General features: G+C 42.8%; 16 protein-coding genes. 5 read left to right on the top strand and 11 right to left on the bottom strand.

Annotated features, from left to right (window positions below; translation table 11 throughout):
* Positions 1-15: 15 nt before the first annotated feature.
* Entirely contained in the window at positions 16-1,080 is a 1,065-nt protein-coding gene (gene trhO, locus FTD44_RS15480; RefSeq protein ID WP_222167284.1) for an oxygen-dependent tRNA uridine(34) hydroxylase TrhO, read from the bottom strand.
* A 172-nt stretch (positions 1,081-1,252) separates the two neighbouring features.
* Between trhO and FTD44_RS15475 the strand changes: the two genes are divergently transcribed.
* Entirely contained in the window at positions 1,253-2,062 is an 810-nt protein-coding gene (locus FTD44_RS15475) for a prolipoprotein diacylglyceryl transferase (protein WP_222167283.1), read from the top strand.
* 67 nt (positions 2,063-2,129) lie between these two features.
* Here the strand turns inward: FTD44_RS15475 and FTD44_RS15470 are convergent, their stop codons facing one another.
* The 6 genes from FTD44_RS15470 to FTD44_RS15445 all read right to left on the bottom strand — a co-directional run bounded on the left by FTD44_RS15470 (position 2,130) and on the right by FTD44_RS15445 (position 11,520).
* On the bottom strand, positions 2,130-4,685 hold the full coding sequence (locus FTD44_RS15470; RefSeq protein ID WP_317196844.1) for an ATP-dependent Clp protease ATP-binding subunit: 2,556 nt from the start codon (positions 4,683-4,685) through the stop codon (positions 2,130-2,132).
* Between the two features lie 129 nt (positions 4,686-4,814).
* Entirely contained in the window at positions 4,815-5,306 is a 492-nt protein-coding gene (locus FTD44_RS15465) for a phosphoribosyltransferase family protein (RefSeq protein WP_222167282.1), read from the bottom strand.
* 52 nt (positions 5,307-5,358) lie between these two features.
* On the bottom strand, positions 5,359-7,320 hold the full coding sequence (locus FTD44_RS15460) for an LTA synthase family protein (protein WP_222167281.1): 1,962 nt from the start codon (positions 7,318-7,320) through the stop codon (positions 5,359-5,361).
* Between the two features lie 90 nt (positions 7,321-7,410).
* Positions 7,411-9,549 carry a thioredoxin family protein gene (locus FTD44_RS15455; protein ID WP_222167280.1) on the bottom strand — a complete coding sequence of 713 codons (2,139 nt, stop codon included), beginning with the start codon at positions 9,547-9,549 and terminating at the stop codon, positions 7,411-7,413.
* A 76-nt stretch (positions 9,550-9,625) separates the two neighbouring features.
* Positions 9,626-10,144, bottom strand: coding sequence for a TlpA family protein disulfide reductase (locus FTD44_RS15450; protein WP_222167279.1), 519 nt, complete (start codon positions 10,142-10,144; stop codon positions 9,626-9,628).
* A 32-nt stretch (positions 10,145-10,176) separates the two neighbouring features.
* The gene (locus FTD44_RS15445; RefSeq protein WP_222167278.1) at positions 10,177-11,520 is read right to left on the bottom strand and encodes a serine hydrolase domain-containing protein; all 1,344 of its coding nucleotides are present in this window, start codon (positions 11,518-11,520) and stop codon (positions 10,177-10,179) included.
* A 327-nt stretch (positions 11,521-11,847) separates the two neighbouring features.
* On the opposite strand from FTD44_RS15445, the gene FTD44_RS15440 reads away from it, so the two are divergent.
* The 3 genes from FTD44_RS15440 to FTD44_RS15430 all read left to right on the top strand — a co-directional run bounded on the left by FTD44_RS15440 (position 11,848) and on the right by FTD44_RS15430 (position 15,955).
* Positions 11,848-13,317, top strand: a complete 1,470-nt coding sequence (locus tag FTD44_RS15440) for a poly(R)-hydroxyalkanoic acid synthase subunit PhaE (protein ID WP_129021958.1) — start codon at positions 11,848-11,850, stop codon at positions 13,315-13,317.
* A 179-nt stretch (positions 13,318-13,496) separates the two neighbouring features.
* Complete coding sequence (gene porX, locus FTD44_RS15435) at positions 13,497-15,050, top strand: T9SS response regulator signal transducer PorX (RefSeq protein WP_222167277.1); 1,554 nt, start codon at positions 13,497-13,499, stop codon at positions 15,048-15,050.
* A gap of 119 nt (positions 15,051-15,169) precedes the next feature.
* Positions 15,170-15,955: a DUF3050 domain-containing protein gene (locus FTD44_RS15430; protein ID WP_222167276.1), complete on the top strand. Its 786-nt coding sequence runs from the start codon at positions 15,170-15,172 to the stop codon at positions 15,953-15,955.
* Positions 15,956-16,038: 83 nt separating this feature from the next.
* Here FTD44_RS15430 and FTD44_RS15425 read toward each other — a convergent pair whose 3' ends face one another.
* Complete coding sequence (locus tag FTD44_RS15425; RefSeq protein WP_222167275.1) at positions 16,039-16,575, bottom strand: hypothetical protein; 537 nt, start codon at positions 16,573-16,575, stop codon at positions 16,039-16,041.
* Positions 16,576-16,656: 81 nt separating this feature from the next.
* Complete coding sequence (locus tag FTD44_RS15420; RefSeq protein ID WP_129021954.1) at positions 16,657-16,887, bottom strand: hypothetical protein; 231 nt, start codon at positions 16,885-16,887, stop codon at positions 16,657-16,659.
* 110 nt (positions 16,888-16,997) lie between these two features.
* Here FTD44_RS15420 and FTD44_RS15415 point away from each other — a divergent pair, with 110 nt between their 5' ends.
* On the top strand, positions 16,998-18,770 hold the full coding sequence (locus FTD44_RS15415; RefSeq protein ID WP_222167274.1) for an ABC transporter ATP-binding protein: 1,773 nt from the start codon (positions 16,998-17,000) through the stop codon (positions 18,768-18,770).
* A gap of 752 nt (positions 18,771-19,522) precedes the next feature.
* On the opposite strand, the gene FTD44_RS15410 is transcribed toward FTD44_RS15415, so the two are convergent.
* Positions 19,523-22,054 (bottom strand): outer membrane beta-barrel family protein, encoded by a 2,532-nt coding sequence (locus FTD44_RS15410; RefSeq protein ID WP_222167273.1) that lies wholly within the window; start codon positions 22,052-22,054, stop codon positions 19,523-19,525.
* Between the two features lie 382 nt (positions 22,055-22,436).
* Complete coding sequence (locus FTD44_RS15405; RefSeq protein ID WP_222167272.1) at positions 22,437-23,024, bottom strand: hypothetical protein; 588 nt, start codon at positions 23,022-23,024, stop codon at positions 22,437-22,439.
* Between the last annotated feature and the right edge of the window lie 24 nt (positions 23,025-23,048).

Here is a 23,048-nt window from a genome sequence, read left to right as displayed (position 1 = left end):
ATTTTCAGATTTGACTTATGCGTCTTTACGCTCCTGCGCCCATTCTGAGCGGTGTTTGCGTAAAGGATGATCTTTGGATTTATTAAAGATTTTAACGCCATTCTCGCGACCGGCACGGCGTTCGCGCTGCTCTTCTACCGGCAGGTGATACTCGTCGGTACATTCGGCACTGCAACAGCCATCATATGTGGCTTTACATTGCTCACACTGGATAAACAACAAATGGCAGCCATCATTATTACAGTTGGTATGGGTATCGCAAGGGGCACCGCACTGATGGCATTCCGAAATAATGTCTTCTGTAATGCGCTCGCCCAGGCGTTCGTCAAACACAAAGTTTTTCCCGATAAACTTTACCGGCAAGCCCTGTTCTTTTGCCTTACGGGCATATTCAATAATACCGCCTTCTACATGGAAGATATTTTCAAAACCCTGGTGCATCATATAGGCACTGGCTTTCTCACAGCGGATACCGCCGGTACAATACATTACAATATTCTTATCCTTCTGGTCTTTCAACATCTCTGCTGCCATAGGCAACTGCTCTCTGAAGGTATCGGAAGGTACTTCTATAGCTCTTTCAAAATGCCCCACTTCATACTCGTAGTGGTTACGCATATCTACAAAGATGGTTTCCTTATCATCAATCATCTGGTTTACCTCATCTGCCTTCAGGTATTTACCCACACGGGACAGGTTGAAGGTAGGGTCATCGATTCCATCGGCAACGATCTTATTGCGCACTTTCAGGCGCAGTACCCAAAACGATTTACCGTCATCATCCACCGCAATATTCAGGCGGATGCCATCCAGCTCAGCAGCCTGACTGTACAGAATGGTTTTAAAGGATTCGAAATTACTTTGCGGTACGCTGACCTGCGCGTTGATGCCCTCTTCGGCAATGTAAATGCGGCCGAAAACCTTGATCTGTTCAAATTTTACATACAGATCATCACGGAAAGCCTGCGGATTGGTAATTGGAAAATACTTGTAGAAAGAAACTGTTACGCGTGGCTCTGTTTCGGCCAGCATGCGTGCCTTCAGTTCTTCATTAGATACTCGGTTGTGTAACACTGGCATGGTGAACGTTCCTTGTTTTTAATGATTAGATTATAAAAATGACTGCAAAGGTACGATTTTTGGAAAAATAGCCGAAAAATATGCATTCAGGTTACTTAAATACTACAATCTGACTAATCCGATTCCGAAAAAGAAATGTTAATTTTGCAGGCAAATAACCAACAATAGCAACTTGACCATACCTTTTGAACCTTACCTGTTCCGTATCCCGCTTAATGTGCAGGTAATTTCAGAATGCCTGGCGTTTTCGGTTGGCTTCCGCTATTATGTTGTATCCAAGAAGTACTATGACGGAAATGTCTCCGGCAACTATCGCCAGGTAATCATCTGGGGTGCCATCCTGGGCACTTTCCTGGGGACCCGCATTATGGGCTTTCTAGAAAATCCTTATGGCATACACCAGTTAAGGCAGGTATTGATCCAGTTTAATGCCCGCTCTATTATGGGCGGCCTTTTCGGGGCTATGCTCGGAATCAAGCTTGTCAGAAAACTGGTAAAGGAGGAGCACCTTTCTTTTGACCTGTTTATCCTGCCCTTAATACTGAGTATTTTTATCGGGAGGGTCGGCTGTTTCTTAAACGGCACCAAAGACTTTACCTATGGTACGGAAACCGATTTCTTTATGGCAATGGACCTGGGCGACGGGCTATACCGGCACCCTATTGCGCTATACGAACTCGTATTCCTGGCACTGCTGTTCATCGGCATGCACCGCAACCGTCATGCATTATGGCAGATCCCCGAACTGATGTTTACTATTTTTATGATGAGCTATTTCGGGTTCCGGTTCTGTATTGAATACCTCAAACCAAATGTGTTTTTCGTATATGGGCTGAGCAGTGTTCAATGGCTGTGTATAGGCTGCTGTATATATTTTCTCCCAGCACTAAGCAGAAGCCTGAAACTTGTGTTCAGCAAAATACCGCTGCCGGAATTAGCACCGCCGGTTACAGTCTTAGACGAGGAGTCTATAAGTGTTTAAAAAGAACAGTTTATATAAAACAATAAAGCCCTGCAATTGCAGGGCTTTATTGTTTTATAAGGATGTATTATTCTCCGTCTTTGGTTTTGTCTTCGTTCTTACTGCTGCTCTTTGGTTTTTTAGCTTTGGTAATCTTGAATACAATTTTACCCGCTTCATCATCATAATCTGCAAGTGCCTGATCTCCCTCTCCCAGTGTTCTGTTGAGGATCTCTTCTGCCAGCGGATCTTCCAGGTATTTCTGGATGGCACGGTGTAACGGTCTTGCGCCAAACTGCTGATCGTAACCTTTTTCCACCAGAAACTTGCGTGCGCTTTCTGTCAGGCTGAGCGAGAAGCCCAGGTCTTTCATACGTTTCAGCACGTTTTTCATAATGATGTCAATGATCACATTGATATGTTCTTCGCTCAGAGAGTTGAACACGATCACATCATCGATACGGTTCAGGAACTCTGGACTGAAGGTACGTTTCAGTGCTTTTTCGATCACTGCACGGTTATTATCTTCTGAGTTAGACACTTTGGTAGAGGTAGCAAAACCTACTCCATCTCCGAACTCTTTCAACTGGCGTACACCAATGTTAGAGGTCATAATGATGATCGTATTTTTAAAGTCCACTTTACGTCCCAGACCATCGGTCAGCTGACCATCGTCCAGTACCTGCAGCAGGATATTAAAGATATCCGGGTGTGCTTTTTCAATCTCATCGAGCAATACTACAGAGTATGGTTTGCGACGGATTTTTTCCGTCAGCTGTCCACCTTCTTCATAGCCTACATAACCCGGAGGAGCACCGATCAGGCGGCTCAGGGAGAATTTCTCCATGTACTCACTCATATCGACACGCACCAGCGAATCTTCACTATCAAAGAGGTATCTGGCCAGTGAGCGGGCTAATTCTGTCTTACCCACACCGGTTGGCCCCAGGAAGATGAAGGAACCGATTGGCTTCTTAGGATCTTTCAGGCCTACACGGTTACGCTGAATGGCTTTCACCACTTTGCCCACCGCTTCGTCCTGTCCTACTACCACGCTTTGCAGGTCATCGGCCATACGGCGCAGCTTCTCGCTTTCGGCTTCCACCATACGCATTACCGGAATACCGGTCATCATACTGATCACCTCTGCGATATCTTCTTCGTGAATCGGATAGCGTTTGTTTTTCACTTCCTCTTCCCACTCTGCTTTGGCTTTTTCCAGCTCATCGCCGAGTTTCTTTTCCGTATCGCGCAGCGCAGCAGCTTCTTCAAACTTCTGGCTTTTTACTACTTTATTTTTTTCTACTTTAATCTCCTCGATCTTTTTCTCCAGATCCAGAACATTCTGAGGTACATCAATGTTTTTCAGGTGCACACGGGCTCCTACCTCATCCAGTACATCAATAGCCTTGTCCGGAAGCAGGCGATCCGTCATATAGCGTTCGCTCAGTTTCACACAAGCTTCTATTGCATCCTGATCATAACTTACATTATGGAAGTCTTCGTATTTCGGTCTGATGTTATTCAGGATCGTAATAGCCTCATCAATGCTAGGTGGCTCAATCAGTACCTTCTGGAAACGACGGTCTAATGCGCCGTCTTTTTCAATATTGGTACGATACTCATCTAAAGTAGATGCACCGATACATTGCAGTTCTCCGCGCGCCAGGGCTGGTTTGAAGATATTGGAAGCATCCAGTGAACCGCTGGCACCACCGGCACCAACAATGGTATGGATCTCATCAATGAAGAGGATTACATCTCTGTTTTTCTCCAGTTCATTCATGATGGCTTTCATACGCTCTTCAAACTGTCCGCGGTATTTGGTACCGGCTACCAGTGCAGCCAGATCCAGGGAAATCACGCGTTTATCGAACAGTACACGGCTTACTTTACGCTGTACAATGCGCAGGGCCAGACCTTCCACGATAGCGGTTTTACCGACACCAGGCTCACCGATCAGGATCGGGTTGTTTTTCTTCCTGCGGGAAAGGATCTGAGATACCCTTTCAATTTCTTTTTCACGACCTACGATCGGGTCCAGGCTGCCCATTTCTGCCAGACGGGTTACGTCGCGACCGAAATTGTCCAGAACAGGCGTTTTAGACTTGGCATTAGCGGTACCACCAGCAGGCGATTTAGGCTTTTGCGGTTCGTCTGCATCATAATCATCACCACTTTCAGAGAAATCGGATTTAGTCCAGTCTCCGAGTATGTGGGACAACTCTTCTACAAAACGCTCGTATGTTACCTGGTGGCTGTTCAGTATCTGCGTCGCCACGTTTTCTTTGTTTTTGAGAATAGACAGCATAAGGTGTTCTGGCTCTACCGTCTGGCTTTTCATGGCTTTTGCCTCCAGTACGGTAAAACGAATCACTTTTTCTGCCTGACGGGTAAGTGGTAAGGTGTTGGCACGACTTGCAGGTCCGTCTCCTTTATCTTTAATTGCATTTTCCACTTCGCTCTTGATAGCGGGCAGGTCTGCATGCATCAGCGACAAGACCTGTATCGGTGCTCCTGCACCCTCGCGGAAAATACCTAACAATAAATGCTCTGTGCCTATAAACTGATTGCCTAAACGTAAAGCTTCTTCTCTGCTGTAAGAGATGATATCCTTTACTTTCGGCGAGAAATTAGAATCCATCAGATAAAATATTTAAATCGTTAAAACAATATCCAAGCTTCACAAATCTTGAACCAAATTCGCTATTGCTAAGATAACGATATAAACAACTCAAAAATCATACTAAAGTAAATTTAGCGTCATTTTGGCTTATTTCAGAAAGGCTCCGGTAACTTTTTCTTCTTCGCAGGTGACAATAATATGCTCCTGTATTGTAGAAGCAATGGAGTAACCAATAATGTCTGCCGTAACAGGAAAATTTTTATGCTTACGATCCACTAATACAGCAATTTGCACCTTTTTAGGCTTGTGATCCAGTAAAGGCCTGATTGCATATAGAAGGGTCTTGCCACTCATGGCTACATCGTCTACAACAATCACTGTTCTGTTCTTCAGATCAGATTGCAGCTGCGGTGTAAAATCATACACTTTTTTCTTATCAATCTCCAGTGTTTCGAACTGTATCTTCAGCGGACTGATCTCTTCCAGGATACGCTTCAGGTTAGCTGCCACTACGGCACCACCGCTCTCAATACCTAACATCACAATCTCTTTCTCTCCACTGTTTTGTTCCCATATTTCATAAGCCATTCTCTTCAACTTATGCTCGATCTGTGTTACGGATAAAATAGGTATTTCCATTGTTTGATGAATCGTTTTGTTGCTTTATCTACAAAAATAGAATAAATACGGCTTATCGGGAGATATTTATTGGATAGGTTTCGCTGTGCATCTGGTTATGGATCACACTATGGTTGAATAACTGCAATAAGGCCTGCAGGTATCGCTGGCGGTTGTAAAAGGTATCTGTAGACTGCACCTGTGTAAAGATGTTCTGCTGGTCTTTTATATCGGCCGGGAAACGGTATACTTCTTTAATATCTGTCTCCTGCGTTTTCATATGCCAGTCGCCGATAATTGTATTGTAATTGCCACTGAGATTGGTAATGAAATAGCGCGGTGCAGCTGTATCCAGCGCACTGTTACCAAAGGCAAAAAACGGCTTGTGGTAATGCAGGTAATCCATAATAGTAGGCAGAATATCAATCTGTTGTATAAGGGTACTATCTCTCCTGGCCTGTGTACGCTGTTGCGGATCGAACAGGATGACCGGCACCTGGTAACGGCCCAGAAAATCGGTATAAAAACGATCCGGCGCAAATGGTGAACAATGGTCTGCCGTAATGACAAAAACCGTATTGCTATACCAGGATTGGCGGGATGCGGTTTCAAAAAAGCGACGCAGGGCATAATCGGTATAGCCGATACTGGCCTCTATACCCAAACGTCCTTGCGGAAACTTACCGGCATACTGTGCCGGAATGCTAAAGGGCGGATGAGAGGATAGTGTAAACACGGCTCCCATAAATGGCTGCGGCATAGCACTCAACTGCTTTGAAACAAATTGCAGGAAGGGCTCATCATAGATACCCCAGGTGCCATCATAGTCTTTTTCGTTATGATACTCATATCGACCAAAGTACTGTTCAAAACCTGCATTGGCTGCATAGGTATCAAAGCCCATACTGCCATTGGTACCTCCATGAAAGAATGCGGTTTTATAGCCTTCTTCCTGTAACAGGCCGGCAATAGAAGTAAACTTATTATTGCTGTACACAGAGGTAATGATCGGTCCCTGCATCATGGCAGGTATACCGGAAAGGATACCGGGAATACCCTCATTGGAACGCAGTCCGTTTGCATAAGCATTGGTATAGGCAATGCTGTTCCGGCTCAGGCTGTCCAGGAAGGGTGTGTAACTTTGGGCATCACCCAACCCGGTAAATACACGGGAAAAACTTTCCAGGATGATCACCACTACATTCTTACGCTGAAAGGCCTGATCTGTTGCATATTGCTTAACCGGGTGAATGAGTTTATCAGCCTCTTCGGCGGACATAAATTCATACTCTTTCAGGCGGCTGCTCTCTACAGAAGTAATAATACTGAAAGGTGTATTCAGCACCAGCCCTATTTTTTCTACCGGCAGGTAACTGATGGCATTACGTGCATTTACAGGTACCAGCTGAGTACCACCACGCATGGCCAGTACTACCAGTCCGGCAGTAAGTGCAATCATGACGAGCTTGGTCCCAAAGTATTTTTTGCCCTTTAGCTTAGGGAATCTTAATTGTTCAAATAAGTCATATCGCGCGCCAATAACCCTGTTGACCCTGCGGTGACCGTACCAGAGAAGGCCGATCAATACAATAGCCAATAAGGGCACATACCAGTAAGATACAATATAGCCCGGCAGTATGCTGACAAAATCGCCTTTGGTGAAGATCAGGTCGAAGATCTCTATGGTAGCGCGCTTGCGGTTAAAACGGAAGTACACCCAGTCGCTTACTTCAAACAAAATAGCCACGATATTGGGCAGCCAGAAAGCCCATTCGATCACCCGGCGCCATAGCCTGCCAGGCTTATGCCCGGAAAAGATCAGCATCAGCAGTATCCACAGGCTATTGAGGAAAGCAATGGCCGACAGATCGAATCTGAGACCTCCCTTCAATACCTGCCCCCATTCTGCCCTACTTACTGCACCGATCTCGTCATAGTTAAATGCATAAAACAGCCCACGGAATATAGCATAGGCCAGGAGCAGCAATAAAACATGCAACAGGATGGAACGCAGGGTAAGACGGAAATAAGACATAAACAATGCGGGACAAGTAAGACTAAAAATGTTGCCTGCTTTCCGATCGGGACCGGCAGACAGGCAACATCATTATGTAATCAGTTTGTATTAAGGATGCAGGCTTTTGTATTTGGCCTTCACTTCATTTAAGTGTTGTATGAATTTTGATACAGAAGGATCGTATTGGTATCCTTTAGGATGCAGCTGTACATCGTTCTCATCTATGAAGAAATAGTAAGGCTGTGTATTGGAGTTGAAACGGGTAGCCTGGAAATCTTCGTTCTTATCGCCTACTGTTACAACTCTTGCACCTAATATTTTAGAATCATATTGTTCTGCTTCCGGTAATACTTCTCCGTCAAAATCGCAGTATAAAGAAACAATCACGAAATCTTCTTTCAGCATCTTCATTACCTGCGGATCGGACCATACCTGCCCTTCCATCTTACGGCAATTGATACAGTTGATGCCTGTAAAGTCCAGCATCAGCGGCTTGTTCAGTTTCTTCGCTGCGGCTTTTGCCTCTTCCAGATCGAAGAAAGTAACCAGACCATATTTCTTAGCAACTTCCGGCTCATAAATCGCCAGTTTGTCTACAAATTTTACCGGTTTTATACCATCCAGACCATCATGTCCGCCGGATGCAGTGGTACTACCACCACTACCGATGATGAAATCCTGTGTACCCATTGGCGGTACAAAAGAGCTCACTGCTTTCAGCGGAGCACCCCACATACCAGGGAGCAGGTATACGGCAAAAGCCAGTGCGGATAAGGCCAGTAATAATCTCGGCACACCCAAATATTCTACACCAAAGTGATTTTTAGGCAGTTCTGAATCATGTTTGAAGCGTAGCTTACCTAACAGGTAGATACCCAGTAAAATAGCCAGGATCACCCAGATCGCGATAAATATCTCGCGGTCCAGTAAACGCCACCCTCTGGACAAATCGGCATTAGATAAGAATTTCAGGGCAAGACCTAACTCCACAAAACCTAAAGTTACTTTTACCGCATTCTGCCATCCGCCTGGTTTTTCCAGGTTCTTCAGGTAAGAAGGGAACATCGCAAATAAGGCAAATGGTAAAGCAATACCCAGACCGAAGCTGGAGAAGCCCACAAGCGGACCTACACGACCACCCTTGCTCGCCAGTACGGCAATACCACCAATGAAGGCAGAAGTACAGGAGAAAGACACGATAACCAGTGTCAGTGCCATAAAGAAGATACCACCATAACTGTTGGCATTTGATTTAGAGCCGATCTTATTGGTCCATGAAGAAGGTAAAGTCAGTTCGAAAGCACCCAGGAAGGAGAAGGCAAAGATCAGGAATACAGCGAAGAAGAACAGGTTGGCGATCCAGTTGGTCGACAGGTTGTTCAGCGCATTGCCCCCGAAAATAGCCGTAATAGCCATACCCAGTATTGCGAAGATGATAATGATAGAAAGAGAATATACCAATGCATATTTCAGACCCTGAGAACGGCTGGATACTTTCTTGGTAAAGAAGCTTACCGTAATCGGAATCATAGAGTAGATACATGGTGTAACTACTGCTGCCAGACCGGCTCCCAGACCTGCCAGGAAGATCATCCACAGCGATTCCGGAATCACTTTATTGTCACCATTACCATCAGACTTGGATTTATCTTTATCCGCATCTTTGTATGCAGGTGCAGCCGCTTGTGCAACGGTAGTTACCGGCTGGTCCTGTATGCTGTCGTTACCGGCAGCAGCCATAGCGCTACCCGCGGTGTCTGCATCGGTTTTGGTCGTATCGTTTACGGCAACAGCATCTGTGATATCAAAAGAGAATGATTTTGACTTTTGAGGCAGACATTGCGATTCATCACATACCTGGTATGAATAGGTACCGGTGATTTTCGTATTGCCTTTAACCTCTACAGACTGTATATAGTTTACATTATGTTCGAAATAGTGTTCCAGACCTTCTTCTCCGTCAAAATCTTTGCTGATCTTGTTACCGTTTTCAGAAGTCTTTCCTACTATTTTCACATCCTTATTCGGATTGAATTTAAAACGTGGCGGAATCAGCATGCCATCACCACCAGGATTGAAGGACCAGATATGCCAGTGTTCAGCCAGCTTCAGTTTAAAGACAAGGTCATATTTATTATCACCTTTCTTTTTTACTTCGAAAGACCAGTTAGTAGGGTCTTTAACGATCTGGGCCTGAGTTGCGACGGTGAACAAGAGTGCCGCGAACAAGAATAGAATTCTTTTCATTAATGTAAAATAAACGGTATGTAATTTTTTGGTTTTGCAATTTAGTAAAATAAATTTAATACTTGGTCATGCCATTTTACTTATTGCTCTGCTCCAGCAGTTCGATCAGCTGTGGCTCATCGGGTTTTACAATGTAGTATGCTCCTATTTTCCCCTTGGTAGTCAAGACCATATATCTTGGAATCCAGTTCAGGTCTATGTAATTATTGAACTTATTTTTCCAGCCGGCTTTAAACCAATAATTCTCTTTTCCTGCCAGTCCATGCTTCGCCATACTGGATTTCCAGGCGCTATCGGAACGGTCCAGTGACAAATAGACAAAAGCTACTTTGGGATATTTCTGAGACAAAGCCTTGCTTTCCTCCATTACAGCAATACAATCTTTGCACCATCCGGCCCAGAGATCGAGTACTACTGTTTCCTTCTTATGCTTCTTCAATACATCGCCCATGGTGAGGGAATCACCACCAGGTGTATATACATATTGCGTCAGGGCTTCTTTGCTGAAACCTGTTTTCATCACTTCGGGCTTTTTCTGTGCCTGCAGGCTCGCTGCAGTGGCCATTAAGATGCCCAGACCAAAAATCTTCTTCATTTATATAATTAATTCCTGTTGTATAAAATAGTTTACTCTTTAGTAAAGGTAAAGCTGCCACCGCCCTGCTTCAGCGTCATGGTTTTTGCTGCGGGATCAAACTCGAATACAGCAGCCGCCTGCTCGAAGCTGAACTGATTCTTAGCAGTAGCGGTCAGCGGCATGGCCGGCTGGCCGGTAGCCTGTGCGGTCAGTACATCTTTGTCCCTTTTGAACGTAATCTTCATCGGTGCCCCTTCTACGGCATATACGCCCTCATATTGTGCAAGCTCTGCTTCGGTAACGGCATAGGTAGTGAAAACAGGTATTTCGAAAGGTTGCTGAAAGGCAGCCTGACACAATACGATAGTGATATTATTATTGACATAATTACTACCGTTGGATATAAAGGAGAAAGAGACCTTATCGTCCGGGAAGTAACCCACCATTGAGGAAAAGCCATCAATTGCGCCATCATGGCCATAGCCTTGCTTTTCATTGAAAGGAAATGCAAACATCCCGATACCAAATACATCTTTTTTGGTCTTCATCTGTTCCAGCGTTTCCGGCTTCACCAGCTTTGTGCTGAATATCCCTTCCTCAAAACGGATCAGGTCGGCTGGTGTCGATACTACCCCACCTGCACCTAAGGGTACAGAAGGGTCTGTCTCGGCTTCTTTTTCCCAGCGACTGGTATAATTATAAGAGTATGCTTCTCCTTTCTTTGTATCTATTTTGCCGCCATAGTAAGTGTCTTTCAGTCCCAGCGGAGTAACAATCTTCTGCTTCAGCAAGTCGGCATAAGGCTTTTTATATATTTTCTCCAGGATCAGGCTGAGCAATACATAATTGGTATTGCTGTATTTGGTTGTTTCGCCTGGTGCAAAATCACTGTCCATAGCCTCTATGCGCTGTTGCATAGCGCCAGGAGCCTGAGGCTGTGTATACCATTTCTGGTAGTCATCGTCGCTGGTGAAGTTGTGTATACCGCTCTGGTGGCGTAGCAATTGGTCTATACTGATCTGATCTGCATTCTTTACTTTAGGGAAATATGCGGACAGTTTAGTGTCCAGGCTGAGCTTTCTTTCTTCCACCGCCTGCATGATCATCGTTGCCGTAAACATTTTGGAAATGGAACCGATATGCAGATGAGGTCTTTGCTGCAATGGTACTTTCTGATCTACGTCGGAATACCCAACGGATCTGGTATACAAGACTTTGCCATCTTTAGCTATGGCAACAGATCCCATGAACTTATTATTTGTTTCCAGGGTGGCAAAATACTGGTTCAGCTTTGCCGTGTCCAGGTTTTGTGCATGTGTTTGAGTAATGGTAGTGCCGAACAATAAACCGGCCAGTACTGAAATTTTAATTGGGTCAGGGAGTAAAGGATTCATAGCTTCCGAAGGTATAAAAGTTCCCCGTTATGGGGATATTTTAACTGTTAAGATTTTCTTCATAATGCACATATCTTGCTGCAAATGAAGGGAATATTAAATTTTGATAAAAATTATAAGCCATTTAGCTTATAATTTATTTATTATATATTTATATAATTTGATAACAATTAGTATAAATGCATTTACATATTACACTAATAAATAAATTAAAAAGAAATATAGATTTAACGCAGATCTACTTGCCTATTAAAAAAAACCATAATACTTTTGCCTCATTCATTTAGTATTTAACCACATTTATTCATATTAAAAAACTTATTAGCTATGGCTTCAGAAAACAAAAACTTTGTAGAAACCGTATTGGAAGCACAACAGAAAATGGTGGACAATATGGTAGAAACAACTAAACAGGCTACCCAGAACAATGCGTTTGTAAACGACAACATGGAAAAGGGTAAAGAGTTCTACAAAAACTGGCTGGAGCAGCAGAAAAAAGCATTCTCCGGTTCTGCAGAAAAAGTAGAGCAGGTTACCAATAACGCTAAAGAACAAATGGAAAAAGCAGGTACCTTTTATCAAAACTGGTTAAACAACCAGGTAGAAATGGCTAAAAAAGCCTGGGAAACAAACCAGTCTTTTATGAAACAACATACTCCATCAGCTGACAAAATGTTCCAGTTCAACCCAATGGAAATGATGAACAACTGGAATGGCTGGTTTCAAAAATACCAGACTGCAAATAACTGGATGAACCTGATGCAGTCGTTCAGCCCAATGAACAGCTTTAACGGTCAGTCTGACTGGAACGGCATCTTCGGTCAATACAACGATCTGCTGAAACAATCTTTCTCTCAGTTCTCTCAGAACTTTCAGCATAACAACAGCAAAGATGCATTCTCTAATATGATGAATGTAACATCTGGCTTCAGCAAATTTTACGAAATGTGGCTTCCTTTCTGGAAATCTATCCAGGACAAATCTTTCAACGCTGAGCAGTTCAAAAAAGCATTCAACTTTGAAGCATACAAAGAACTGATGAACAACTATTTCGGTTTCAATACAGACGAAAGCCGCAATTACATGCAACAGGCTACTGAAATGATGAGCCAGTATGTAAAAGATGCTGCAGGTCAGGGTCGTAGTTTTTATCAGCAGGCTACTGAAGCGATGAATGGTATGAATCCATTTGGCGGTCAGAATGTATTTTCTGCTATGACGAATATGTACCAGGCGATGCAACAAAACCTGAGCGAGTCTGCTGCTCCGTTCACTAAAATGGCTACCCCTAACCAGTTTACCAAAGCGGCAAGCGAATGGTCTTCTATCCTGGATAAGACTGCTATCTACAATATTAAAAATGCAGAACTGCAGTTCATGGTATATCAGCAAGGTCAGAAAGTAATCGAGTCTCTGGCTGATAATATTACCGGAAAGATCGAAAACGGTGTTGAGATCAACAATATTGCTGCTTTATATCAAGAGTGGTTAAACATTGGCGATCAGGTATATGTATCTCTGTTCGAAAGCGATGAGTATAGCCAGCTGATGGCTGAAGTAAGCTCACTGCAACTTAAGATCCGTAAAGAAATGGATATGCAGTCAGAAAAAATGCTGGCTGGTATGCCGGTTGCGACTAAATCAGAACTGGATGAGTTATATAAAACAATCTATGATCTGAAGAAAGAAGTACGCCAGCTGGAAAAAATGCTGGAAGTAAGCGATGAGATTCCTGAAACGGAAGAAGAAGGTGCTGAAGTGGAAGGTAAAGCCGCTAAGAAAGTAACCAAAAAATAGTCTTTACAGATTTTATACATATAGCAGAAAAGCCATTCTCCGGAATGGCTTTTTTCGTTACAGGCTTGTAAAATATAGGTAAATACTGGCATTTTGTATTTTTATTAGTACTTAAAGTAAAATAAATGTTTGATATTTAACGTCTATAAGCTATAAACAAGAAAACAATCCACAACTATATGAATTCAAATATTCTTTGGGTCGATGATGAAATCGAATCACTGAAATCGCAGATATTATTCCTGAAAAATAAAGGTTACGAAGTTACCCCGTTTACGAATGGTTACGATGCCCTGGAACACCTGAGAAGCCATCAGGCAGAAGTGGTCATCCTGGACGAAAGTATGCCCGGTATGACCGGCCTGGAGACCCTGAGCCAGATCAAAACGCTCTACCCCAGCCTGCCGGTTATTATGGTAACCAAAAACGAGGCAGAGAATATTATGGAAGAGGCCATCGGCGGCCAGATTTCTGATTACCTGATCAAACCGGTAAATCCAAACCAGGTATTACTTTCTTTAAAGAAAATATTTGACGGCAAACGACTTGTTTCTGAAAAGACAACTACGGAATACCAGAAAGATTTCCGTAACCTGTTTATGACCCTAAACTCTAACCCCGATCTGGGTGAATGGAAGGACCTGTATAAAAAACTGGTATACTGGGAGCTGGAAATGAGCAAAAGTGACAGTCCGGAAATGCTGGAGGTATTCAACAGTCAGAAAGTGGAAGCCAACACCGAATTTTTCAAATTCGTATCCCGCAATTACCTGGACTGGATCAATAAAACGACTAAGGATATCCCGATCATGTCGCACAATGTATTTGCCGACAAGATCGCTCCATACCTGACCAAAGATCGCCCTACCTTCGTGGTATTGATTGATAACCTTCGTTTTGATCAGTGGAGAACAATTGCCCCAATCATTAATGAGCAATTCCGCACTGAAGATGAAGATATGTTTTTCAGCATACTGCCTACCTCTACGCAATATAGCCGTAATGCAATCTTTGCGGGTATGATGCCGCTGGAGATTGAGAAAAAATATCCTAATGAGTGGAAGAACGACGATGAAGATGGTGGCAAAAATCTGCATGAAAAAACATTCTTAAAAGGTCAGTTACAGAAACTGAGATTAGACAACCTTAAGTGGGATTACCTGAAAATCACGAATAATGATGATGGTAAATCTATGGAAGATAACATCCATAACTACCTGCAGAATGACCTGACGGTAATCGTGTATAACTTCGTAGATATGCTCTCTCATGCCCGTACGGAAATGGAGGTACTTAAAGAGCTGGCCAGCGATGAGGTTTCTTACCGCTCCCTTACTACCAGCTGGTTTGAACACTCTCCCCTGTATCGCGCACTGAAGAAAATTGCTGATAAAAATATTCAGCTTTTCATCACTACAGATCACGGAACAACAAGGGTTAAATCGCCTAGTAAAGTGGTGGGTGACCGTACCACAACGACCAACCTGCGATACAAGCATGGCAGAAACCTGCAGTACGAAAGCCGTGATGTATTTGACATCACCAATCCTAAACAGGCCGGTCTGCCGCAACCGAATGTAAATTCTAAATATATCTTTGCTAAGGGAGATGTATTCCTTTGTTATCCGAACAATTATAATCACTTTGTAAACTATTACAAGAATACCTTCCAACATGGCGGGGTAAGCCTGGAAGAAGTGATTGTGCCGATTGTGCGCATGAGCAGCAGATAGACAATATTTCATTTCTATATTTAAAGGATGGCCGATGGTCATCCTTTTTTCATTAAAAAAAACGTGTGGCAATGTTTTTACACTTAATTTTGCCGCGCCTGCTAAAATGGGCTTTTATAATGCATCAACATATCCAGAAAATCCAGGAGGCTTCTGCGCCCTATCGCGATCAGATCATCAATCATAAGGTATACTCTGTGATTGAAAATATTGAAGACCTCAGCGTATTTATGCGCTACCATATCTATGCGGTATGGGACTTCATGTCTTTACTGAAAGCATTACAGAACAACCTGACCTGTACCAGCATTCCATGGTTCCCGGTGGGCGATGGTGAAACCCGTCAGCTGATTAATGAAATTGTGGCCGGAGAAGAATCGGATATAGACCAGGATGGTAATAAGAAAAGCCATTTTGAACTGTACCTGGACGCGATGGAACAATGTGGTGCTGATACCAAAGAAATACATACCTTCCTGGATGCACTGAAAGCCGGAAAAGATTTTACCACCGCTTTCGATACAGCTCATACTCCACAGGAAGCCAGAGACTTCGTTAATTTTACCTTTGATACTATCAACAGCAATAAGGCTTATCTGCAATCTGCAATCTTTACCTTTGGTCGTGAAGACCTGATCCCGGGCATGTTTCATGCAATTATCGAAGATATGTACCGCAGCCTGCCGGAGAGTATCTCTATCTTTAAATATTACCTGGAGCGCCACATAGAAGTGGATGGCGACCATCATAGCCACCTGGCCCTGCAGATGACCAGCAACCTGTGCGGTACTGATGAGCAACAATGGGCAGAAGCAGAACTGGCAACCATTGAATCGCTGAAAAGCCGCATCCGTTTATGGGATGGTGCATATGCCGAACTGGCAAAAAAGAAAAACCTGGCTTAAGCCGAATGGATATAAATTAAGAGTATAAATAAAGGAGTCCTGTATACGGACTCCTTTATTTATATGTTGTTGTAAAAACAGTCTTACCTTCTTCTTATATACGTACTGGTTTCTATGCTCTTTCCAAAATAACGTTTACTGCCTTTTTGTTTTTGCAGGTCAATATATTTTGAAATTTCCGAAACGGTCTCCTTCAAAACCTGCAGTTTGTTCTGGGGCTGAATATGATACAGTATATTTTGCTGTCCATCCATTATATCCAACTGGTTCATATTGCTTACATTCAGCTGCATTGCGGCGATGTTGCTATAATAGATTACTGTTTCCTCTTTATTGTTTTTATATATGGCTATTTTATCCGGATAAAATTCGATTGTATTTTTAGGCATTACAAAATGCCGCAGCACAAAGAACGGTGCCAGAAACCCCAATCCAACCAGAAGCCCTACTCCCTTTGCACTACCGAAATTGTTCACAGCATCTGCCATGCCTATTATGCCGCCAAATATCAGGTAGCAAATCGTAAATACGGTAACAAAATAAACCACAGCCAGAGGTATACCTCTTTTCAGATCATTCTGCTTAAACTCAATTTTCTTCAACTGATTACCGGTGTCCATGTGTAGCGTTTTTTAATGAGTTGATTAGATACAAAAATAGCCCGGCAGGAATTGCTATGGGCTATTTAGAAAATGATTAAACTACTTTTTATGCTGTTGCTTTTTCAGCGAATCGATCATCGGCTTTAATTCAATTTCTCTGCGGATGGCCAGATCTTTCTCCGACTCTTTCTGTATCGATTTTATCCGCTCTGCCTTGGCAGAATCCAGTACGTGCTTTGCCTCTTCCGGGGTATACATTTTATCTTCTGATGTTTTGGAACAACTGCTCCAGATAAGTACGCCCAGGATCAGGCTTATACTCTTTTTCATATTTTACTTAACGGGAATATTGATTTATCTGATATAGAATGATGATACAAAATTAGCAAAACCAAAAGACTTTAGGAACGTACCTTTGTGAAAGTATTATTAAACACAAGATGAAAGAACTTAAGGCGCTCAATAAATATTTTTTCAAATACAGACTCCGTTTCGGTTTAGGCATTCTGTTCGTAACTATATCCAATCTCTTTGCGGTACTGCCACCGGTAGTTATCCGGACGGTCATCGACCAGGTGTACAGCAATATCAATCTCTACAGACTGGTAAAGGATACCGCCCTGAGCCAGGATTATGTGACCCTCATTATGAAAATGGTTATGGTGAGCGGTTTACTGCTGATCTCCTTTGCATTGATCCGCGGCATTTTCATGTTCTTCATGCGGCAGACCATTATCGTGATGTCCCGTCATATAGAATATGATCAGAAGAGTGAGATTTATAACCAGTATCAGAAGCTGAGCACAGCCTTCTTTAAATCGCACAGCACGGGCGACCTTATGAGCCGCATGTCGGAAGATGTGAGCCGGGTACGCATGTACACCGGACCGGCGATTATGTACACGATGAACTTTATTGTACTGACAGCGCTGTCTATCTGGGGTATGTTCCGCGTAGATGCTATGCTGGCAGCCTGTTCTCTCCTGCCCTTACCCCTGCTGGCGTTCAGTATGATCCGTATCAATTCTGTGATCAATAAAAAAAGCAGCAAGATACAGGCCGAGCTGGGGCAGCTCACTTCGCTGGCACAGGAATCGTTTTCCGGTATCCGTGTCGTAAAATCATTTGTACAGGAAAAGGATATCCAACAGAATTTCGAAAATGCCTCACAATCATATCGTAAAAGCACGATTGGCCTGGCCAAAACGGAAGCCTGGTATGTACCTTTAATGAGCTTCTTTATTGGTATCAGCTTGCTCATCACCATCCTGATGGGTGGTATGAAAGTAATTGACGGCACCATTACGGTAGGTAATATTGCAGAGTTTATCTTCTACATTACAATGCTTACCTTCCCGGTATCGACCCTGGGCTGGACCAGTTCTATGGTACAACGTGCAGCAGCATCTCAAAAACGCATTAATGAATTCCTGCAATTGCAGCCGGATATCATTAGCCCTGAAGATGGCCGTGAGGCAGCAATGGCGGGTGATATCAGTTTCCAGCATGTCGATTTTGTTTATCCGCATACCGGCATTAAAGCATTGTCTGATTTCTCGCTGAACATTAAACGCGGGCAAAAGGTGGCTGTTCTGGGCAAAACAGGATCGGGCAAGTCTACCCTGGCTCATTTGCTGTTGCGCATGTACGATCCGGCAGCAGGAACGATAAGCATCGACCATGTAAATGTGAAGGAATGGAACCTGGAATCTCTGCGCCAGCAGATCAGCTATGTACCTCAGGAGGTATTCCTGTTTTCAGATACCATCTCTAATAATATTGCCTTTGCGCAAGATCATATTTCCGAGGGGCAGATCAAACATGCTGCTCAGCTGGCACATGTAGATAAGGACATTCTGGGTCTTAAGGATCAATATGATACGGTAGTAGGCGAAAGAGGAGTAATGCTCTCCGGTGGTCAGAAACAAAGGGTAAGTATTGCCCGTGCTCTGCTGAAGTCGCACCAGATACTGATCCTGGACGATTCTATTTCGGCAGTAGATACCACCACGGAACAGGCTATACTGCGTAACCTGAAACAGGAATTAAAAGACCAGACGGTGATCATCATTACCCACCGGATATTTAAGAACTGGGATTTTGACCAGATCGTGGTACTGGAAGATGGCAAAATTTCAGAGCAAGGTACGCATGAGGAACTCATGCAGCGGAAAGGTTTTTACTACGACCTGTACCAATACCAGGTAAATTAAGAAAATTGATTATCCGCATACAGGAAACAAAGATTTGCCTTTTTCCTCGCGTTAATTTCTATGGCTACCTTTTGCCTTGATGCAAAAGGTAGCGCCAAAAAATCAAGGCTGTATAAATCCCTGGCTAAAAATCAATGTGTCGGTCGGTCGCAAACCAGACTCGCTGCGCTCAGACAGTGGTTTCCGACTTTATCGACCGAGCCAATGATTTTATTAACGCCGGATTTATAAGGCCTTTCGAGCGATCTGTACTGTACGGATCGCTTGTTGTTTTCATCACAGCGATAGCCATTTTGGAGTGGAGATGCGATCGTTGAGCAGCGAGCGGATCACACGTTAAGCTCAAACGATCAGGGCACGCAACGGTACAAAATGGCAGTGCTATGCAATCGCTTTGATGAAAACAAAGGCATTTTTGGTCCTTTTGTTGCCGGACAAAAGGACAAGTAAAATAGTTGACTAAATGTGGATAGTCAGTTTAAGAAATTCAAAAGTAAAAAGTCTGAGTGTAAAAATAGCTCCATTTCGTTATGCTAACTGAGCATTGTGAAATGGAGCTATTGGTTTATGGTCTTATCATCCGGCTATTTTAAGGCGCAAGTTTGAAACTTGCGCCTTAAAATTTCATGCATTTCTAATGCGGTTTTGGATGTAAGCTAAAAAATAAAGGCCGTCTCAAAGAATTGAGACAGCCTAGAAAATAAAAGGGATTGTATGAAAAAAAGGTATGATTCTTTTTGTATCAGGGAAGATTAATTTCCGCCCATTCCTCCGCCCATTTGTCCGGAGTTGTTTTTCTTCAGGTCATCGTTGTTAACGGCCTTTTCTTTACCGTACTGCATTTTACCAAAGTTATAGTTGAAGCTCAGTCTTACGCCACGACCTACATAGGTAGTCATCATATCATAAGTAGCATTCTGGTAACGGTAGGTAGTCGGGATATCGATCTTAGCCGTCAGGAAGTTTTCTGCAGCAACACCGATTGTACCTTTACCTTTCAGGATGTTCATCTGCGCACCGATGAAGTAGTAGTACCATCCGCCTTGATTACCTTGCAGTTGTACCTGATTACCATTCAGCATACCGAAACCGTTCAGGCTGAATTTATCATTGATCGTATAGTTGGCATAAGCATTACCTCTTACCTCCCAACCGGTATTTTTAATCTTTATCAGATTGTTCTTATTATCTGTAATAGTACCGTTCAGTTGTTTGTAATAAGCACTACCATTCAGGTTGATCATCAGTTTACCAAAGAAAGTGCTGCTTGCAAACAGGTCAACACCAGTAATATTAGATTTCGCGATATTGCCGTAGTTTGTCATACTTATCCCATTACTCGTATCTACAATTGTAGTTGCTTCAATAGCATTGTCAGTATAACGGTGGAAAGCAGTCAGGTTAATACTCGAACGACCGATAAAAGTACTATAGCCCAGTTCAATATTATGCGTTCTTTCCGGCACCAGTCTTTCATTACCTTGTTTCCAGTTCAGCGGATCACTGTAGTCAATATAAGGATTTACAAATTCGATTGAAGGGCGCTCGATACGTTTGTTATAGCTCAGCTTCAGTTTATTGAAGTTCTTCAGATCGTACATGAATACCACATTCGGCAGGAAGTTGTTGAATACCGGCAGGGTAAAATCACCACCATTATTATCACGGATATTACCGTTAATATGGGTAATCTCGTAACGGGCACCAGCAACCATGCTTATTTTTTTACTCAAAGGCGTAGTCAATTGCCCGTAAGCTGCACCTACCAGCTGATTATATTTCAAAAAGTTTGTTCTTCTTGGATCAACCACATAATCTGCTTGTCCATTAGACTTAAACCAATTTTGAAGACTGTAATCACTGGAGATTTCACGATTGATCGCTTTAACCCCGAACTCCAGTTTCTGATTTTTGCCTTTTAATGGTTCAACATAATCTACCTGCAGGGTTGCTTCATTATTTTTAGTCTTATTATCATTGATTTCCTTGTACGTAACTTTATTACTGTCCAGATCAGTACTGTTAAGCGTATATCCAGCGTTCATCGATTGTGCAGAATACGCCACCAGTACATCTAAAGTACGTTTAGGATTATTCTTGAATTTTTTAGAATAAGCAGCATTTACTCCTACTGTATTTCTCGGGTTCTTCTGATTAATATCACGCAAAATGTTAGTTCTATTCGGTGCAGGGTAGAACATTGTTGTCTGCATTTCCTGGTTCCAGGTACCCGGGTTATAGTTTACACTGGCCTGGATAGACTGCAGGGAGTCAATCTGGTAATCGGCACCTAATTTACTCCAGCCGAAATTACCATAACCCAGCATATGCTGCGTCTGCTCCAGGCGCGCTTCATTTGCAGTTCCAGGTGCATCAGTACGACCACCTTTGCTGTCCAGTACCATAGCCCAGCGGCTGAAACCGAAACTGGTATTTACCCCCCATTTACCCTGACGGTAATTGATGTTGGCACCAACATGGCCCATCAGCAGATCGCGGTCTATATTATAGCTTGGTGCACCAAATACGGTACCGCTCAAACCTTTAACCAATTTACGTTTGGTAATGATATTGATGACACCGGAAGCACCTTCACCATCATATTTGGCACCAGGGCTGGTCAGTACTTCAATACTTTTGATATTATCTGCAGGAATCTGGCGCAGTACATCTTTTACAGAAGAGGCCATCAGCTCAGAAGGCTTACCGTCGATCAGTACTTTGATATTACTATTACCTCTCAGCTGTACATTACCTTCCATATCTACGGTTACCATCGGTACTTTACGCAGTACATCAGTAGCAGAAGTACCCTGATTGGATTTATCATTTTCTACGTTGTAGTTGATACCATCCGGGCGTTGTTCAATTATCTTTTTGAAATCAGTAACCGTTACTTCTTTAAGTGTAGTTGAAGTAGTCATGTTAACGGTACCTACATCGGAAGTACCGGAACTGATGGTTACATCCTGTTCAAAGTTTTTATAGTTTACAAAATATGCAGAGAATTTATAAGCACCATTCGGCACGCTTTCGATAGCAAATTTTCCGCTTTCATCGGTATAGGCAAAGTACTGCTTTTTATTGGCGCCTGTCAATACGACGTTGGCCATTTCTACCGGTTGTTTTGTATTGGCATCCAGTACAGTACCGGTAACCGTTACGGCACTCACATCGGCCGCTTCTACAGTCGGAACGGTGATCTGAGGTGCAGTAGTTTGTGCCTGAGCCAGGGATATGCTAAGGCTGCCGGCAACGGTCATTAACAGTGGAAGAGTCTTCATAATTAGGAATTTACGGTACAAAATTAGGTTGATGTATTTTCTTTTTTGTACCCCCATCTGGGGGATTTTGTTCTTTTGTTGCACAAAGGTATCGGCATCATGAGCTTATCATCAACAGCACTTCGGTGAATGTTGTTAACCGCTCGGTAAACAAAAACGAAGTGTTGCAATTGCTGCCCGTAAACAGAAAATGATATACCGCATGGTATATCATTTCAATTGTTTTTCGTTTGCCGATTCCAGACTGTCTGACCATCTGTTTTGCGCCTCAACCGAGTGCTGTTCATAATGATGCCGTAAAGAATCAAAACTCATCTCCTGCCCCCGGAGAAAGCCGTAATGGGCATTCTATTTTTTATGACGGGATGATATTGCTATTTAATCATTTTGCATTCACCACTTCTATTTTACCTACAGGAAAACCTAAAATTCTTTCAATAACAAATCGAGTAGCTTGCATATCATCTTTCTTATTTAGAATTACTTTATTTGGGGCAACAATAATTTCGGCTGGAACCTTAAACCCCATACCTAACCACTCAATTTTGTTCTTTGGGAAACATTGATTTATAAATTGTTTTATACTGCTTCTATGCTCAATTGCAGACGTACCAGATGATGGAATATAATACGACTCCATACCCCAGCTTCTGTGCCTTTCTAAAACTGCTGTATCCACTTTATCATCAGCTAATAACAATACTATTTTCTTATGCAGCTTCTTGTTGTTAATACTGTCTTGTGCTTCTTTATAAAACTGATCTATTGTTTCTTTAGCACCATCGCACCATGTAGCGTATAACACAATAACATTAGTATCATTATTTGAAATGATAGCATCTAATTTTTCGGAAGTAATTGTGTATTTGTTATCTGGAATCTGTGCTTGTAAAAAGCTACAGGAACTCATAGACAAACTCAAAACGCAAATTACAGTGGCAGTTAGTAGTTGGTGTATATAGTGCATCATCTCAAAATTTGCATTACAAAGGAG

Source organism: Edaphocola aurantiacus, from assembly GCF_019797745.1.
Classification (GTDB): domain Bacteria; phylum Bacteroidota; class Bacteroidia; order Chitinophagales; family Chitinophagaceae; genus Edaphocola; species Edaphocola aurantiacus.
This window is presented reverse-complemented; position numbering and strand designations above follow the sequence as displayed.